The sequence below is a fragment of the Ruminococcus intestinalis genome, assembly GCF_014288065.1.
Taxonomy (GTDB): Bacteria; Bacillota; Clostridia; order Oscillospirales; family Acutalibacteraceae; genus Ruminococcoides; species Ruminococcoides intestinale_A.
Genome location: NZ_JACOPS010000002.1, coordinates 481,253 through 498,409, shown reverse-complemented (window position 1 = coordinate 498,409; position 17,157 = coordinate 481,253). Strand labels below are relative to the sequence as shown.

Genomic DNA, 17,157 nt, shown 5'->3' with positions numbered 1-17,157 from the left:
CTTTGAGTTACAGTGCTCCGAATTACGAATCACAACTATGGAGGATATTATGGCAGGACATAGATTAGAACGCACTACCGAGGATATAAAGCGTGAACTTACGGCTATTTTTCGTGAGCTTAAAGACCCTCGTGTGCAGCAGGCTTTTTTATCAATCATTCGTGTTGATGTTACTAATGACCTTTCTTATTGTACGGTTTATGTAAGCGCTATGGAGGGACTTGACCGTGCCAACGAGGCAGTTAAGGGACTTAAGTCCGCAGCAGGCTTTATTCGCCGTGAGCTTTTTCACCGTCTTACACTCAGATATGTTCCACAGCTTATTTTTAAGGCTACCGACAGCATTGAGTACAGTGCAAACATCAGCAGAATTTTAAATGACTTGGACATTCCCGAGGACGAGGTGGACGAAGATGAATCTTTATGATATTTCCGTTTTCCTCAGAGAACACAATAATTATGAAATATTAACTCATAACTACCCCGACGGCGATACTCTCGGCAGCGGATATGCGCTTTGCATTGCTCTTCAGCAGCTTGGCAAAAACGCAAGAGTAATTACCGCAAAGTTACCGCCAAAATTCGAGTATCTTACAGAGGGTGTGGAGGAGCAGAATTTTACCGCCGATTACATCATAAGTACAGATGTTGCGGCAGACAGTCTTTTAGCCCCCAATATGGAAAAATATCTCGGTAAAATTGACATTTGTATTGACCACCACGGTTCAAACTCCGTTACCGCAAAAGAAAAGTTTGTCGATAAGTATGCGGCGGCAAACTGTGAGATTATCTACAAACTTCTTATGCGTATGGGCGTAAACTTTACAAAGCAAATCGTAGACTGCCTTTATACGGGTATTTCTACCGATACGGGTTGTTTCCGTTATACAAACACCACCGCCGATACATTCAGAATTGCCGCAAGCCTTGTTGAGCTCGGCTGTAATTCGGCGTACATCAATAAGGTGATGTTTGAAACCAAATCAAAAGAGAAAATTATGCTTGAGCGTGAAGTTTATGATACCATTACCTATTGCGCAAATGAAAAGTGCGCCATTGTGTGGGTTACTCTCGATATGCTCAAAAGCCTTAACATCGGCGAGGATGAAATAGAGGGACTTGCCTCTATTCCTCGTCAAATTGAGGGTGTATTGATAGGCATTACTATGAAAGAAAAAGAGGGCGGATTTTTCAAAATTTCCGTTCGTACCAACGGCGATATTGACGCCGCAAAGTTCTGCTCAAAGTTTGGCGGCGGCGGACATAAGGCGGCGGCAGGATGTTCTATAAACGGCAGTCTTGAAGATGTGCGCAGTCAGCTTATAAAAGCAGCGGAAGAAACTTTATGAACGGTGTAATAATTATAAACAAGCCGCAGAAATTTACTTCGTTTGATGTGGTGGCTGTGATACGAAAGCTGACAGGTCAGCGTAAAATCGGTCATACAGGCACACTTGACCCAAACGCAACGGGTGTGTTGCCCATACTCCTCGGCAACGCCACAAAAGCTCAGGATATAGTGCCGAATCACGATAAATCATATACCGCAAAATTCCGCCTCGGAATGACAACCGATACCCTCGATATATGGGGTGCCGTAACATCACAAAGCGATAAAACCGCAACCGAGGCAGATGTTTTATCGGCACTTGAAAATTTCAGAGGTGAAATCGAGCAGCTGCCGCCGATGTACTCGGCAATCAAGGTAAACGGTCAAAGACTTTACGACCTTGCAAGACAGGGAAAAGAAGTTGAACGAAAGCCGAGAAAAGTTACGGTTTACAGACTTGAACTTAAAGATTTTGACGAAGAAAGCCAGAGCGGAACATTGAATATAAGCTGTTCAAAGGGAACATATATCCGAACAATAATTGACGATTTAGGTAAAATTCTCAAAACGGGTGCAGTAATGACTGCTTTGTGCAGGACGGCTGCGTGCGGCTATAACCTTGCTGACAGCATTACGCTTGAAACTGCAAGAGAATTAGCCGAAAAGGGAGAGATTTCAGAGCATATTATGCGCACGGAAACTCTTTTTGCAGGTTATCGCAAAATATATGTGTCTGACGCACAGGCAAAACGCTTTTCAAACGGCGGTGAACTTGATATGTTAAGAACCGCACTTGCAAAAGCAAAAGCGCAAGATAAGGAAATAATCAGAGTAAGCGACAGACAGGGAAAATTTTTAGGTCTTGGCATTGCCGATAACGAAAGCGGTCAGTTGAAAATTCTTAAATTGTTTTTGAACTGATTTTTTTAACATTCTGTTATAATAATGTTGAAGAATTTAGGTCAAGCCTTTTTAAAGGCTAACGCCGTTGTGTTCAAGCCGCCAAACAGCGAGCTGTTTGGCTATCGTTAGATTGCGTAAGCGGAAAGTATTTGTGGGCTTTGCCACACCCACGACCTTTGAAAAGGTCGACCAAACTTTTATAATTGCTTTAAAAAGTATTTTGCTAAACCATAATTGCCAAACTTTTGACAAATAACCGATTATTAATACATTAAAAATTAATCCGAACGGAGAATAACTATGGAAGATATTAAACTTTGTCCATTTTGCGAAAGTCCTATGCTCATCGTAGATGACGGAAAAAACAACGGCAAACCGTACTACGAATGTTCAACCTGCGGACTTCGTTTTCAAATAAAAGGCTTTGACGAAAAACCTGTGGAGATTAAGGAATGAAAATTACAGTAGTCAACGGTCAGAGCCATAAAGGCTCTACATATCACATCGGCAAAATGCTTGCCGATAAACTTGGCGGCAAAGTTACAGAGTTCTTTTTGCCAAAGGATTTCAGTGATATGTGCATTGGCTGTACAAGCTGTTTTATAAAAAATGAACATCTTTGCCCTCATCACGCAAGGCTCGAAAAGCTGACAAATGCAATTGATGATGCAGATGTGCTTATTTTTACAAGCCCTGTTTATGTTTACCACACCACAGGCGCTATGAAAAGTTTTCTTGACCATTACGGCTACCGTTGGATGGTACACCGTCCGGAAAAGAAGATGTTTTCAAAGCAGGCAGTTTGTATTTCTACCGCAGCCGGAGCGGGTACAAAGTCAACCAATAAAGATATTGCCGACAGCTTTTTCTTTTGGGGAATACCAAAAATTTATAAATACGGTGTGAATGTCCGTACCACATCATACAACGGAATCAGCGAAAACACTTTGAAAGCAATCGACAAAAAGACCACCGCTCTTGCAAAGAAAATCAAAGCAAAAGACGGCAAGGTGAAGGTCGGAATCAAGACCAAAGCCTTTTTTGAACTTATGCGTATAATTCAAAGGAAAAGCGGTTGGAACGAGGCTGATACGGACTATTGGCATAACAAAGGCTGGGACGGTAAAAAGCGCCCGTGGAAGTAAGGAGTTTACTATGAGAAAATGCTTGATTACAGTTGATTATCAGGTGGATTTTGTAAACGGTTCACTTGGATTTGACGGTGCGGAAAAACTTGAAAATGCAATTGCCGAAAAAATCGAAAAATACAGGGCAGAGGGTGCAGACATTATATTCACTCTCGATACCCATCAATGCGATTACTTAACTACTTTTGAGGGTAGAATATTGCCGATTGAACATTGCATTGAGTACACAAAAGGTCACGAACTTTACGGAAAAATCAAGTCTATGGTTCAGCCAAACGACAAAGTGTTCAAGAAATGCACCTATGGCAGTGAGGCTCTGTTTGATTATCTAAGAAAGTGTGATTACAAAGAAATCGAGCTCTGCGGACTTGTATCAAATATTTGTGTTATTTCAAACGCCGTGCTTGCCCGAACCGCTTTGCCGAACGCACAATTAATAGTTGACAGCAATGCAACCGCCTCAAACGATGAGTCGCTCAATACTTCTGCACTCAATGTTATGCGTGGACTCGGAATTACCGTAATTTAACTTGACAATAATTATAACTTGTTGTAAAATACTGAATATAATGTCATTTCGACATTTCAGGGTAATAGGTAGTTTGTCAGAAGTCCTTGTGGGCGTATTATAGGACTTCTGACACCGCCTATTTTGGTTTTATGATTTGTGCAATACAAATTTCGTATTATACGGAACATTTCAAATTTTTATCAAGAAATTTGAAAAAAATTAAAAAAACATTTGAAATTGTAAAACATATGTGATATAATACCAATGTTGCTTAACGCTGATTAAAAATTTAATATGCTGATATAGCTCAGGAGGTAGAGTGCGTCCTTGGTAAGGACGAGGTCACGGGTTCAAATCCCGTTATCAGCTCCAAGGAAAAGATATTATCCGAATTTGTGGGTAATATCTTTTTTGATTAAAGATGAAATTGTAAAACGGGATTTGAAAGCCCGTAAAGAAAACAGTCCGGTGGACTGTTTTTAGGGCGTAGAGTTGAAGAAAATATGACTGTGAACAAGCCGCAGTAGGCGAGGCAAAGAGTTTGAATAATTACAATCACCCGTTATCAGCTCCAAGAAAAAGATATTATCCGATTTTGTGGGTAATATCTTTTTTGATTAAAGATGAAATTGTAAAACGGGATTTGAAAGCCCGTAAAGAAAACAGTCCGGTGGACTGTTTTTAGGGCGTAGAGTTGAAGAAAATATGACTGTGAACAAGCCGCAACAGGCGAGGCAAAGAGTTTGAATAATTACAATCGCCCGTTATCAGCTCCAAGGAAAAGATATTATCCAAATTTGTGGGTAATATCTTTTTTGATTAAAGATGAAATTGTAAAACGGGATTTGAAAGCCCGTAAAGAAAACAGTCCGGTGGACTGTTTTTAGGGCGTAGAGTTGATGAAAATATGACTGTGAACAAGCCGCAGTAGACGAGGCAAAGAGTTTGAATAATTACAATCACCCGTTATCAGCTCCAAGGAAAAGATATTATCCGAATTTGTGGGTAATATCTTTTTTGATTAAAGATGAAATTGTAAAACGGGATTTGAAAGCCCGTAAAGAAAACAGTACGGTGTACTGTTTTTATGGCGTAGAGTTGATGAAAATATGACTATGAACAAGCCGCAGCAAGCGAGGCAAAGAGTTTGAATAATTACAATCACCCGTTATCAGCTCCAAGGAAAGACATTATTCGTTTATGGATAAGGTCTTTTTGTTTACGCAGTTTTATATATTCACTGTTTTTACAAACAGACATTAATTTGGTATTATAAAATTAAAAAATTTTAAAATTATGCACGAAAATGTGTGTTTGCAGTTGTATTAACAGTGGAAGGAGGTTACAAATGAGTGATTCATTCGGTACCGAAAAACAAAATCGAACAAGTAATTGTAAAATATGCGGATATGATATTTCGCATTGCATATCAAAATTTAAAATCAAAAGCTGACGCCGAGGATATTTTTCAAGAGGTTTGCGTTACATTACTTACAAAGAACCCGCCTCTTGACGATGAAAAACATTTAAAATATTGGCTTATACGGGTTACCATAAACAAATGCAATAATTTTCATAAGTCGTTTTGGCATAATAAGATTGAGTCAATCGACAAATATACAGAACTTGAACAGCCGCAAACAAAGGCTGTAATGGAAGAAATTTGGCAGCTTCCAAAGCAGTACAGAAATGTTATTTATCTGTATTATTATGAGGATTATTCAATTGCAGAAATAGCCCGTATAATGGACAAAAGTCAAAATACAATCAGTTCGCAGTTGCAGAGGGCAAGAAAAAGACTCGGCAAAATTCTATCCGAAGGAGGACTTTAGTATGCGTAAAAATTTATATACGAAAATAATCAATGATATTAAAATCTGTGAGAATGCAGTTAATTCTGCGATAGAAAATATTTATAGCAAGCAAAGCAATGACAACATTATTGACATTAAGAAAAGTAAAAATAAAAAAGTAAATAAAGTTATTGCAGCTTCTCTTGTTGCGGCAATGCTTGTTTCGGGAGGTGAGTTCAATGTATTACTTTAGTGACAAAGGTATAAAAATTTTGGAGGATAATTTTATGAAAATTAAAAAATATTAGTATCAGCAATAAGCGCAGCATTAATATCAACATCAGATAAATAATTAAATTGTGAGAGGTATTCCAATGAAGAAAACAACTGCAATGATGGCATTATTTTTAACAATTTGTGCTGCTGTATTTTTTTATGGCTGTACGAATAAATCTTCATACTCAAATTCCGATGATGCATATATAAATTATGCAACAGATATGCAGCTAATGTACCATATCGGCGGAAATGCACCTATGACAAAATCAGATAAAGGTTATTATTATATCGGTGATGACGGAATCGTGATTTTTATTGATAAAGAAACAAAAAAGGCTACTCCTCTTTGTTCAAAACCAAATTGTACTCACGATGACCCTGAAGCTTGCGATGCCTATTTAAACTTAACGGAGAAGCCCCAAATACAATATAATGACGGATATTTGTATGCTTTATGCGGAGAGTATGACAAGAGCTATATAAATTACAATACATATCTTATGCGTATGAAGCCTGATGGAAGCCAAAGGGAAAATCTCACGGGAAGCTTTAATTTTTATGATTTTGAATGGTTCATACACAGGGGATATTTTTATTGCTCTACTGATTCATCAGTAATCAGAATACCTCTTGATTCACCTAAATCAGAACCGCAGATTCTATACAAAACGGATTACTATATTGAGTCCGGCTTGAGAGCTGTTTCTCAAATATGTGCGTATAAGAATTATTTTTACTTTACTGCCGACGAGAGAAATGAAAAAGAGGAAGGACCCGGTTTAAGTATCAAATGTATCAATTTGGATACATTAGAGATTAATGACATTCCTAAAGCTAAAGGCTATCAGGTGTCTTATAATTTCTTTTTAGACAACACAATGATTGCGTCCTATTACGATAAAAATTCGGATGAAAATGTTTATCTTAAATGCGATTTGGATGGAAATGTAAAGGAAAGCTTTTTCACAATAGCTCATAAAGATAATTTGCGATATTCAACCGATGGAAAATACATATATGGTGATAATTGTGTGCAGGTCACCAGAAAAGATGCAGAAAAACAGATTATTACGGTTTACGATTTAAATATGAATGAGATAGATTCGTATGCTCCGCCTGAATTTGAAAATATAGTATGCAATAATATTAATCCACAGGATAATGAATATTTTATTTTTGAATCTGTAGATGATAACGGAGAACGAATTTTAGCTATGGCGGATAAAAGTCAACTCGGCTCAATCGGCGGCGAAACTATAAAATTCACAGAGCTTTGCAAGCTGAAATGGGCTGAAAAGAAGAACAGTAATTACTATGTAGAGGGACAGGCGGGAGTTGTATGAGAATTGCAGGTAGCGAATATTTAAAGCTGTTTTCAAACAAAATATTTCTTATTTGCATCATCGCCTTTTTCTGCGCCGATTCTCTGTTTTTCGTAATGCTTCAATCCTCTGATTATGAAAATTCGGCAATTTCAAGTGATGTCGGGGCATATGAACAGCTTATTCGGGAATGTAACGACGCAGAGGATAAAAATGCGTTCTTTGAAAGCAAGAACACGGAGATACAGATTGCACAAATTCTTTTGCACAACGGAAATGCAGATGAATACAAGGAAAAATATCCAAAGCTGTATGACAATGCGGCAGGCTTGGACTTGAACGATGATGAGCTGTTCAACCGCTCGGTTATGCTAAGCAACATACAGGCTCAGCTCTCTCACATAGACAGCTATGAAGAGTTTATTTCCAATATGAAGTCGAGAGCCGAGCAACAGAGCAGCTTTTCCATTTTTGCAGAGCCGGACAGTTTTTCGTTCAGAAATATTGAAAAAACTCCCGTGGATTTTGCCGAGGTTAAAGGTGTTAAGCCCATCCTCGGCAACAACAAGGCGGTTGAAGCCGCAACCTCATATGAGGTTTCAAGCTATATTTTGCTAATTATCGTATTGCTCGTCAATATTTTGATGTTCTCCGTTGAAAGAGAAAAGGAGCTTTATATTCTTGTGCGGTCAACGGCAAAGGGCAGACTGCAAACAATAGCCTGCAAGCTCTTGGTTGTTTTGAGCGTTACGGCGGTTGTTAGTCTGCTGTTCTATGCGAGCAACATTATGATGGCAGGCACAGTCTACGGCTTTGGAGATTTGAGCCGCCCCGTGCAGTCGAGCAAGCTGTTTTTAAACTGCGCATTAAATGTTACAATGCTTGAATACCTGATTTTGTGGGTACTCGGCAAAACGCTTTTGCTCTGCTCTCTGTCAATGCTCACGGCATTTTTATTCGTGGTTATCAAGTCCTCCGCAAAGACCTATTTAATCTTGGCGTCGGCACTGATTTTTGAATTTTCCTGCTTCATTTTCATTGACGGCAGCTCTGTGTTGGCTTCGCTAAAATTTATAAATATTTTCTACCTTATCAGCGGCAACAATATTTTCGGCTGTTATCAGAATGTCAATATTTTTTCACAGCCGATTAACATAATCACCGTTTTCATCGGCTTAGCTATAGCTCTCTCCGTTGTCGGAGTTTTGGGAGCGGCATTGGCGTTTTCAAGGCTGTCACAGCATAACGGCAAGCTCGTTTTGCTCGACAGGCTTATGTCACGGCTCGGACGGTTTAAGAAAATCAACGGAAGTGTGAGAATATACAGCGGCGAGGCTTACAAGCACTACAAAACCTCCTTCGCCCTTGTCGCAGTAATTATCCTCGTGGCTCTCGGCTTTGTCAGCTACAATGATGATTTGAGTATTATATTCATAAGTCCTCAGGAAAGCGCCTATGACACCTATATGCAAACACTTGAGGGTGAGCTTGACGAGGAAAAGTATGATTTTATCGAGAGTGAAAGGGCTTATTTTGACGAGCTTACAAGAGAAGCCGAGGAGCTTTCAGCCGACACCACGATTTCGGCTGAGGAAAAAACGAACAGGCTCAATACCATTGATGGTATTTTAAGCATAAGAGGAATGGCATTTGAGGACATTTGCGCTCAGCTTGAATATGTTAATGGAAAGGCTGAGCTGACGGGCGAAAAGCCTGCACTTGTCAATGAAGTGGTGAACAAGCGGCTGACTATGGACACCTTTAGGGAGTGGGAGTATTTTGCTCTGCTCTTAGCCGTGGTTATCTTCTGTACCTCTAACATTTTGGCAATTGAATACAAGACCTCTATGGTTAACTTGATTTCGGCAAATAAGCACGGCAAAGCGAGGCTGTTGATTATAAAGCTCTTGACCGTCCTGATTACCACGGTGATTTCCTATATCTTAATCTATCTGCCGTATATGCTCAACTTTATCAAGACCTTCGGCACGGCATCATTTGATTTACCGCTTGCATATTCAAGAAATTTTTCGGCTCTGACAAGCGGCATAACCGTGGGCGGATATATTCTTGCTCTCGGCTTTGTTCATCTGCTTGCGGCAGTCGGCACAACGACTTTGGTCTATCTGCTCTCCTACATATTTAAAAATCAGTTTGTGACAATGATAATTTCAAGCGGCTTGCTCCTTATACCCTGCGTGGTGTTCATTGATAACAACAAAATCCGTATGGTATCGGCATTTTCAAATAATGCTCAGACAGCCGTTATCGGTATAATCACCGCCGTTTGTCTGCTGATAATCGCAGTATCGGCTCTGATTATCTTTGTTCCCAAGCGCAAAAGTACGAAATTTATAATTTAAGTTTCAAAACAAAAGAGGTTGTAAATATGGAATTAGCTTTAAATCGTATCAGCAAAACCTATAAAAAGGGCTCGGTAAAGGCGCTTGATAATTTCAGCGTTATCTTAACTCCGGGAGTATACGGCTTGCTCGGACCGAACGGAGCAGGCAAGTCCACGCTGATGAACATTATCACCGACAACCTCAATGCCGACGGCGGAGAGGTGGTTTACGGCGGTGAAAATATCAAAAAGCTCGGCAAGGATTACCGAGCCGTACTCGGCTATATGCCCCAACAGCAGGGCTTGTATGATGATTTCACCCTCAACCGCTTTTTGTGGTATATGGCGGCTTTAAAGGGCTTAAAAAAGAAAGAAGCCAAGGAAAAGATCACTCAGCTTCTTGAAACGGTTAATCTGACAGATGCCGCACATAAAAAGTTAGGCTCGTTTTCGGGCGGTATGAAGCAGAGAGCCTTGATTGCTCAAGCGCTTCTGAACAATCCCGAAATTCTCATACTTGACGAGCCAACGGCAGGACTTGACCCGAAGGAGAGAATACGCATACGCAACTTCATCAGCGAGATTGCCGAGGATAAAATTGTCCTAATCTCCACCCATGTTGTGTCGGATATTGAGTTTATCGCAAAGGAGATTATTTTGCTTAAAAAAGGTCAGCTCATCTCCCACGATTCCCCGAATAAGCTGACAAAGGAGCTTGAAAATAAAGTCTTTGAGGTCGAAATTCAAAGGGAAGATTTAAAATATTTTCAAGACAATTACCGTGTTTCAAATCTCTGTCACAACGACAACAGCATAATAGTCCGCATCGTGACCGATAACCCGCCGACAGACTTCCAATACACAACCGCAAAACCAACCCTTGAGGACTTGTACCTCTACATTTTTGAACAGGGAATTTAAAAATATTTTAATTCGGAGCATTAAACATAAATAATATGTTACCGGTAGATGAGTCTTTACTTACTCCAATAGATATGAAAGTACGCCCTGATGATACACCGAGGGATATAGCTTATAAGGAGCTTTTAAAGGATCAGCTTGCTTTTTGTCAAAGTAATAGTGAGTTGATTTTAAAGAGAGCTAATAAGCTTTATGACATTGTAGTAAATTATCCTGATAAAAACATTAATCTCGTAAAAAGATGCTGCAGGTTTGATAAACTTGAAAAGGTGTTACAAAAATACTTAAACAATTAAATAATAAATTCATTGTTAAGCTGTTACAGAAATGTAGCAGCTTCAGCCTGTAGAAAAAGTCCAGTAAAAGCTGGGCTTTTTCGACAAGCTGAACAGTCCGCTGGACTGTTTTTATGGCGTAGAGTTGAAGAAAATATGACTGTGAACAAGCCGCAGCAGGTGAGGCAAAGAGTTTGAATAATTACAATCACCCGTTATCAGCTCCAAGGAAAGACATTATTCGTTTATGGATAAGGTCTTTTTGTTTACGCAGTTTTATATATTCACTGTTTTTACAAACAGACATTAATTTGGTATTATAAAATTAAAAAATTTTAAAATTATGCACGAAAATGTGTGTTTGCAGTTGTATTAACAGTGGAAGGAGGTTACAAATGAGTGATTCATTCGGTACCGAAAAACAAAATCGAACAAGTAATTGTAAAATATGCGGATATGATATTTCGCATTGCATATCAAAATTTAAAATCAAAAGCTGACGCCGAGGATATTTTTCAAGAGGTTTGCGTTACATTACTTACAAAGAACCCGCCTCTTGACGATGAAAAACATTTAAAATATTGGCTTATACGGGTTACCATAAACAAATGCAATAATTTTCATAAGTCGTTTTGGCATAATAAGATTGAGTCAATCGACAAATATACAGAACTTGAGCAACCGCAAACAAAGGCTGTAATGGAAGAAATTTGGCAGCTTCCAAAGCAGTACAGAAATGTTATTTATCTGTATTATTATGAGGATTATTCAATTGCAGAAATAGCCCGTATAATGGACAAAAGTCAAAATACAATCAGTTCGCAGTTGCAGAGGGCAAGAAAAAGACTCGGCAAAATTCTATCCGAAGGAGGACTTTAGTATGCGTAAAAATTTATATACGAAAACAATCAATGATATTAAAATCAGTGAGAATGCAGTTAATTCTGCGATAGAAAATATTTATAGCAAGCAAAGCAATGACAACATTATTGACATTAAGAAAAGTAAAAATAAAAAAGTAAATAAAGTTATTGCAGCTTCTCTTGTTGCGGCAATGCTTGTTTCGGGTGGTGTGTTTGCCCTTTTTTCTCAACCTGCTCAAAATCAAAACGGATTTGTTATTACGGCCGCAGCTGCTGAATTAACTAAAGATAAACCGGTACAGGTTGCCGCTATAGATAGGGCTGATAGATATTCTTACGGCTACGAGAGCTATGAGGAAACTTTTAATTTGTTGCTTTCTTGCAAGGGTGATAACATAAGTACAATTACATATAATGCAAAAGGCAATTCATATTTTACTTTTAATACAGATGACAATGAAAAAGTATATTGCGGTAAAGTATTATCGGATTTTGAAAACAAAAATGCCGATGAAACTATGAAAATATATATGAATTCGGGTGCCGATTATTTTTACTCGGGTTTTACCGTTGATTATGATAAGCAGGATGAAAGCGTTAAAGTGGATTCTGACGGAGTTGCTCCTGTTAGTATGAATGTTTATCTTATGGCAAATGACAGTGAAAAAGCGGCTAAAATTTTAAGTAAATATAATGCGTATAGTCTTTACTGCGGTGAAGCCGTGAGCGATAGTGTGAAAGCTGAATACATCGAAAAAAACGGTGAGAATTTCGATAAAGATTTTAATCCCGAATATGATGAATCGGATATCATTGATATGTATAACGAGCTTTATTCACAGCTTTTTGAAGGAGTATCGGTTGATGTAACCGTTAAGTACAATGACGGCACAGAGGAAACCCAGACCGTTGATTTTAATGTTGAACCGATTACCGAAGAAACGGCAGACGAACATCTCAAAGAAAACGGATATAACGGTGAGAGAAACAGCTTGTATAATTTACTCGGTTCATGTGCTACTATCACGGCAACTCTAAGATGATTGCAAAATTATAATAAAAATTAATAATCAACATACTCCATTGTTATAACATAAAACTCTCGGGTCAAATCTGTCCGAGAGTTTTTGTTGTTTATGCGTGTGAAAGAGTGGGGAAGAACATTTGAAATTATTTCATCTTTAATTTTGCAAGTGTATTGATTTATGGTTTTGAATCCGAGCTTTTTATAAAAATCAACGGCACCGAGGTCGCCAAAAAGATAAAATCCGTCACAGCTGTTTTTATATTCGTTTATAATTGCGTTTATAAGCGTGAATTCCCAAAGTAAATTCCACTCCTTTCCTACTGTGGAATTTACTTTGGGAATTCACTAGGAAAAGATATTATCCGTTTTTGAAAATTATTACTTGACTTTAGTTCGTGATACATTTATCATTATAATTTATCATTATATATGTACACGAGTAATAGAATATAAGGAAGACTGATGGGATGATTGTAGTTGTTTTTTAGATACATAGTTGTTCTCATAGGATTATTTGTAAAGTTTTTATGATTTTTAAAAAACTTACACACTTTTCTTGACAAAGCCAACTTTTAATTGCATTATAAAAGCGCTCAAGGTACAGTACCCGAGCGCTTTTATCCATATGAAAAAGTCTGTTATTATTGAATTTCTGCCAAAGCATTAAATATTACAGCATACACATACGATGAACCGATTGCCGCATTCTTTGCAAATGACGGATTTTGCAACATTTTTACCGCACCTTCAAGCTCTGATTTTGTAATTTTCCAATTCGCTTTCGGAATAAAAATACTGTTTTCATTTACAACATATGTAAATTTTGTATTCTCTTTTGTGGTAATTACATTGCCTGTGCATCTTACGATTTCTTCCCAGATTTCATTAAAAGTCATTTTTATTATTCGGCAACTTCTGCAAGTTTTTTAGTAACTCTTGCTGTCACATCAATATAATAATCGTAATCTGCTTTTGAAAGAGAATCCTCGTCAATATCGTCTATCTTCTTGCCCCAATCAGCATACTTCGACACAAACTCCGTGTAATCTTTCATAAGTCCTGCAGGATTGTCACTGCTTGAGTACTTCTTCATAAAGTCAACATAATCATTCATAAAGTCCTCGTAATCGTCCATTACTTCCTTAAAATCAGGATTAACGGTGTCGGAATCGTTATTCTCTTCTTTAGAACTTTCTTCATCTTTTTGACTTTCTTCTGCCTTTGAACTTTCCTCCTCAGAAGATTCATCATTCTTTGAGCTTTCTTCTGCCTGCGAACTTTCCTCTTCCTTAGAACTTTCAGAAAAAGTATAGTCAGGAATACTTACGTCGCTTGTGGCTTTTTTTGAGCCACAACCTGTAAAAACCAATGTAGAAGTGACCGCCGCAACCACTGCAATAAATGTACATAAAACTTTTTTAACGGTATTTTTCATAATAAATTCCTCCTTTTATTAAATTCGTTGACATTATTATATAAAAAGTCAAATAAAAAAGTGTATGCTGACAGCATACACTAAGAAAAAAATTTATGTTATAATATTGTTGTACTATGGAAAATAATACCATAAATAAGATACCGTTGTAACGGCACGGAAAATCGACATACCGACAAACATACTCACAACGGCTAATGAGTAAAAAATAAGCTTCCTTAAAGTTTTAGGCATATCCCTTATTTTGGGAATACAACTCTGAAAGCCGAAAAGGTCAGAGAAAAATGAAATGGGAATAAAGAAAAGCAGTATTACCATAAGCGTGACGGGAAAAAAGTTCAGTATATTTATTACGCAATACTTGCTGTACATACCTATAATCCATAAAAACATCCAGCCGTACATTACGCATGCAAAAACACGCACACCTTTCTTTTCCGAACGGAGTCCGGGGAAATTTTCCATAAAATTGTCGGCAAAGTTAAAGCCGTAAACTCTCTTCCTTTTCAAAGCGGCGTCTAAATCTTCTATCCGTTCAAAACGCTTTTCAACATTGTATTCTGTACATTTTTTAATAATATCCGCAACATCACCGTCACGGTACATAACTTCTGACGGAATATGACCTGTTAGCATATAATTAAGCAAAACTCCCAGAGCATAAATATCTGTTTTGCAGTCGCTCTGCTTAAAGCCGAATTGTTCGGGTGCGGCATAACCCTCTGTACCGAGAACCTGCGTATCGTGTTTGGCGTTTTCTTTATGCAGTCTTGAAATTCCAAAATCAATTATCTTAACAACACCGTCAAAACCTATGATAATATTGGACGGAGTAATGTCACGATGGGTAATTGAATATTTGTGCAAAACACTGAGTCCGTTGCAAATCTGACGGGCAATATTTATGGCATAATCTTCCGCAAAAGTACCTTTTGACAAATACTGCTCAATGGTATGACCTTGTACATATTCTTCAAGAATAATGCAGGCATTGCGGTCAGTTATAACATCAAAAACTTTTGCAATATGGCAATTATTAATTTTACTGACAGCGTTATGTACCTCAAATTCGTAAGCGGGCATAATCTTTTTCACCATAAGCCGACCCGTGCTGCGATTGCGCACAAGCTGTGTCGTTCTGTTAAAATCTGTAACAACATCAAATTGCCAAAGTGAAAATTTATATTCAAACTCGTTCATTTTTGCACCTCCCCTCTTGTAAATATTAGCATAAATTTGTATAAAAAGGAAGATATAAATTGAAAAAATCAACTGATGAACTTCTCAATAGCTTAAAATCAAAAAGTAATCTTGACGATTATTTTAAAGAAAACTCGGATCAGCTGAATTTTGCGACATTACCTCAAATGCTTGAAAGTATTATACAAAGCAAAAAGATAAGCAAATCAGAAGCTATAAATAATTCTATGATAGAAAAGCACTACGGCTATCAGATATTCCAAGGAATAAAGACACCGTCAAGAGATAAGCTGATAATGCTCTGCATTGGAATAGGTGCGGATCTGACCCAGACAGAAAAACTGCTGAACCGTATAAAAGCGTCACCTCTGTATGCCAAAGACGGCAGAGATGCGGTAATAATGTTTGGACTGCTTCACAAACTAAGTGTAATTGATATTAATTTAATGCTGTATGACAGAGGCTTTGATGTACTTGAATGATAAACGAAAAATCCGACTTCATATGAAAGAAGCCGGATTTTTGCTTAATCACTTAAATTTAACAATAAAAACAATAAAAAATGCCCACCCTATTGGATGGACACTTTGATGTTGGCATCTCCCTATCTTTCCGGGCCGTCACCAGCCAAGTATTTTCGGCACCACTGAGCTTAACTTCTGTGTTCGGTATGGGAACAGGTGGACCCTCAGCGTCATCAACACCAACTGTTTAATTGTATTCTCTCTTGAGAACAGTATTGATTATATCACTGTGCGTTCACTTTGTCAACACTTTTTTACAATTTTTTCACAAACACAAAACATATCAATTAAAGACGATTATTGACAATTAAATAATTCAGTTTAAGTTATTTTTACTGTCAGAAAGCTTTTATTATAAAAACAAATTTTGTCTAATCTATCTTAAATTTGAGAAGTGACAACTTATTTACAACAATATTACTCCGAAAAGATTGTTTATTGTCAAAGCTTGTGGTATAATTTGTACATATGTTTACTTGAAACGGAGAATTGCGATGAAGAGAAATATTGCAATAAAAATCACCGCTTTTTTGCTTTCCGCAATGAGCGCTATAACTTTGATTTCAGGCTGTGGCAAAAAAAATGACATTGCCGATGATTTCCGGGAAAACAGCACTGCAACAGTATCAAGAGCGTCAAGGGACAGTTGCGTTATTCAAAATTTCGATATAATATATCAGGAGCCTGAACTTCCTACGGGCTGCGAAGTAACCGCCCTTACAATGGCTATGAACTACAGCGGCTGCAATGTTGACAAATACACTATGGCTACCGAATACCTCCCCTGCACTCCTTACGACATTGAGTACGGCGAGGACGGAAACCTTTACGGCTCAAGTCCCGAACAATACTTTATCGGCGACCCTACAAGCGTTTACGGCTATGTCTGCGGCACAACTCCTATTGTAACGGCGGCAAATAACTATTTTAAATACACGGGCAGCAAACTGAAAGCCATAGACATTACAGGTTCTACCCCGCAGGAACTGTACGAACTTGTCGATAAAGGCTACCCGATTGTGGTATGGGTTACTATAGGTATGGTTGAACGCAGTGACATTGAATCCTGGACAGGAACAGACGGCAAACAATACGATTGGTGTATGGACGACCATGCAGCTGATTTGATTGGCTACAGTGCCGACACGGTAACCATAGCAGACCCTATTAACGGACTTGTTGAATATCCGAAAGAAAATTTTGAATCTGTCTTTACATCAAGAAATAATAAATGCGTTGTACTGAAAAACGGATGAGATTATTTTAATACTACGAAGTATTA

The 17,157-nt window shown here is 38.0% G+C and carries 19 protein-coding genes, 1 tRNA gene and 1 rRNA gene; 17 read left to right on the top strand and 4 right to left on the bottom strand.

Translation table 11 applies throughout. The features are described from left to right. Positions 1 to 49 precede the first annotated feature (49 nt). The 15 genes from rbfA (at position 50) to H8R91_RS06595 (ending at position 12,732) form a co-directional block, all read left to right on the top strand. The gene (rbfA, locus tag H8R91_RS06665) at positions 50 to 427 is read left to right on the top strand and encodes a 30S ribosome-binding factor RbfA (protein ID WP_186935357.1); all 378 of its coding nucleotides are present in this window, start codon (positions 50 to 52) and stop codon (positions 425 to 427) included. Continuing rightward, positions 414 to 1,349 (top strand): DHH family phosphoesterase, encoded by a 936-nt coding sequence (locus H8R91_RS06660; protein WP_186935356.1) that lies wholly within the window; start codon positions 414 to 416, stop codon positions 1,347 to 1,349. Before rbfA ends, H8R91_RS06660 begins: the two co-directional genes overlap by 14 nt. Then, on the top strand, positions 1,346 to 2,251 hold the full coding sequence (gene truB, locus H8R91_RS06655) for a tRNA pseudouridine(55) synthase TruB (RefSeq protein ID WP_186935355.1): 906 nt from the start codon (positions 1,346 to 1,348) through the stop codon (positions 2,249 to 2,251). Before H8R91_RS06660 ends, truB begins: the two co-directional genes overlap by 4 nt. A gap of 282 nt (positions 2,252 to 2,533) precedes the next feature. Continuing rightward, a complete protein-coding gene (locus tag H8R91_RS06650; RefSeq protein ID WP_176781861.1) occupies positions 2,534 to 2,689 on the top strand; it encodes a hypothetical protein in 156 nt (51 codons plus the stop codon). Continuing rightward, a complete protein-coding gene (locus H8R91_RS06645) occupies positions 2,686 to 3,378 on the top strand; it encodes a flavodoxin family protein (protein ID WP_186935354.1) in 693 nt (230 codons plus the stop codon). The genes H8R91_RS06650 and H8R91_RS06645 overlap by 4 nt, the downstream gene beginning before the upstream one ends. A 10-nt stretch (positions 3,379 to 3,388) precedes the next feature. Further along, positions 3,389 to 3,910 carry a cysteine hydrolase family protein gene (locus H8R91_RS06640; RefSeq protein WP_186935353.1) on the top strand — a complete coding sequence of 174 codons (522 nt, stop codon included), beginning with the start codon at positions 3,389 to 3,391 and terminating at the stop codon, positions 3,908 to 3,910. 278 nt (positions 3,911 to 4,188) lie between these two features. After that, a tRNA-Thr gene (locus H8R91_RS06635) sits at positions 4,189 to 4,264 on the top strand. A gap of 980 nt (positions 4,265 to 5,244) precedes the next feature. Next, a complete protein-coding gene (locus tag H8R91_RS06630; protein WP_022234305.1) occupies positions 5,245 to 5,724 on the top strand; it encodes an RNA polymerase sigma factor in 480 nt (159 codons plus the stop codon). 1 nt (position 5,725) lies between these two features. Further along, positions 5,726 to 5,938, top strand: coding sequence for a hypothetical protein (locus tag H8R91_RS06625; protein ID WP_186935352.1), 213 nt, complete (start codon positions 5,726 to 5,728; stop codon positions 5,936 to 5,938). A 121-nt stretch (positions 5,939 to 6,059) separates the two neighbouring features. Beyond that, on the top strand, positions 6,060 to 7,307 hold the full coding sequence (locus tag H8R91_RS06620) for a hypothetical protein (RefSeq protein WP_186935351.1): 1,248 nt from the start codon (positions 6,060 to 6,062) through the stop codon (positions 7,305 to 7,307). After that, positions 7,304 to 9,649 (top strand): hypothetical protein, encoded by a 2,346-nt coding sequence (locus H8R91_RS06615; protein WP_186935350.1) that lies wholly within the window; start codon positions 7,304 to 7,306, stop codon positions 9,647 to 9,649. The genes H8R91_RS06620 and H8R91_RS06615 overlap by 4 nt, the downstream gene beginning before the upstream one ends. 26 nt (positions 9,650 to 9,675) lie before the next feature. Beyond that, entirely contained in the window at positions 9,676 to 10,551 is an 876-nt protein-coding gene (locus H8R91_RS06610; protein ID WP_186935349.1) for an ABC transporter ATP-binding protein, read from the top strand. A 26-nt stretch (positions 10,552 to 10,577) separates the two neighbouring features. Next, entirely contained in the window at positions 10,578 to 10,847 is a 270-nt protein-coding gene (locus H8R91_RS06605; protein WP_289780783.1) for a type III toxin-antitoxin system ToxN/AbiQ family toxin, read from the top strand. Positions 10,848 to 11,225: 378 nt separating this feature from the next. Continuing rightward, positions 11,226 to 11,705: an RNA polymerase sigma factor gene (locus H8R91_RS06600; RefSeq protein ID WP_022234305.1), complete on the top strand. Its 480-nt coding sequence runs from the start codon at positions 11,226 to 11,228 to the stop codon at positions 11,703 to 11,705. Position 11,706: 1 nt separating this feature from the next. Then, positions 11,707 to 12,732, top strand: a complete 1,026-nt coding sequence (locus tag H8R91_RS06595) for a hypothetical protein (protein WP_186935347.1) — start codon at positions 11,707 to 11,709, stop codon at positions 12,730 to 12,732. A 625-nt stretch (positions 12,733 to 13,357) separates the two neighbouring features. Here the strand turns inward: H8R91_RS06595 and H8R91_RS06590 are convergent. From H8R91_RS06590 to H8R91_RS06580, 3 genes are all read right to left on the bottom strand, one after another. After that, positions 13,358 to 13,612, bottom strand: coding sequence for a hypothetical protein (locus tag H8R91_RS06590; protein WP_186935346.1), 255 nt, complete (start codon positions 13,610 to 13,612; stop codon positions 13,358 to 13,360). Positions 13,613 to 13,617: 5 nt separating this feature from the next. Further along, positions 13,618 to 14,151 carry a DUF6591 domain-containing protein gene (locus H8R91_RS06585; protein WP_186935345.1) on the bottom strand — a complete coding sequence of 178 codons (534 nt, stop codon included), beginning with the start codon at positions 14,149 to 14,151 and terminating at the stop codon, positions 13,618 to 13,620. Positions 14,152 to 14,265: 114 nt separating this feature from the next. After that, positions 14,266 to 15,351: a serine/threonine-protein kinase gene (locus H8R91_RS06580; RefSeq protein WP_186935344.1), complete on the bottom strand. Its 1,086-nt coding sequence runs from the start codon at positions 15,349 to 15,351 to the stop codon at positions 14,266 to 14,268. Positions 15,352 to 15,410: 59 nt separating this feature from the next. Between H8R91_RS06580 and H8R91_RS06575 the strand changes: the two genes are divergently transcribed. After that, a complete protein-coding gene (locus H8R91_RS06575; RefSeq protein WP_186935343.1) occupies positions 15,411 to 15,833 on the top strand; it encodes a hypothetical protein in 423 nt (140 codons plus the stop codon). A 109-nt stretch (positions 15,834 to 15,942) separates the two neighbouring features. On the opposite strand, the gene rrf is transcribed toward H8R91_RS06575, so the two are convergent. After that, a 5S ribosomal RNA gene (gene rrf, locus H8R91_RS06570) occupies positions 15,943 to 16,059 on the bottom strand. 310 nt (positions 16,060 to 16,369) lie between these two features. Between rrf and H8R91_RS06565 the strand changes: the two genes are divergently transcribed. After that, a complete protein-coding gene (locus H8R91_RS06565; protein WP_022234311.1) occupies positions 16,370 to 17,131 on the top strand; it encodes a C39 family peptidase in 762 nt (253 codons plus the stop codon). Positions 17,132 to 17,157: the final 26 nt, after the last annotated feature.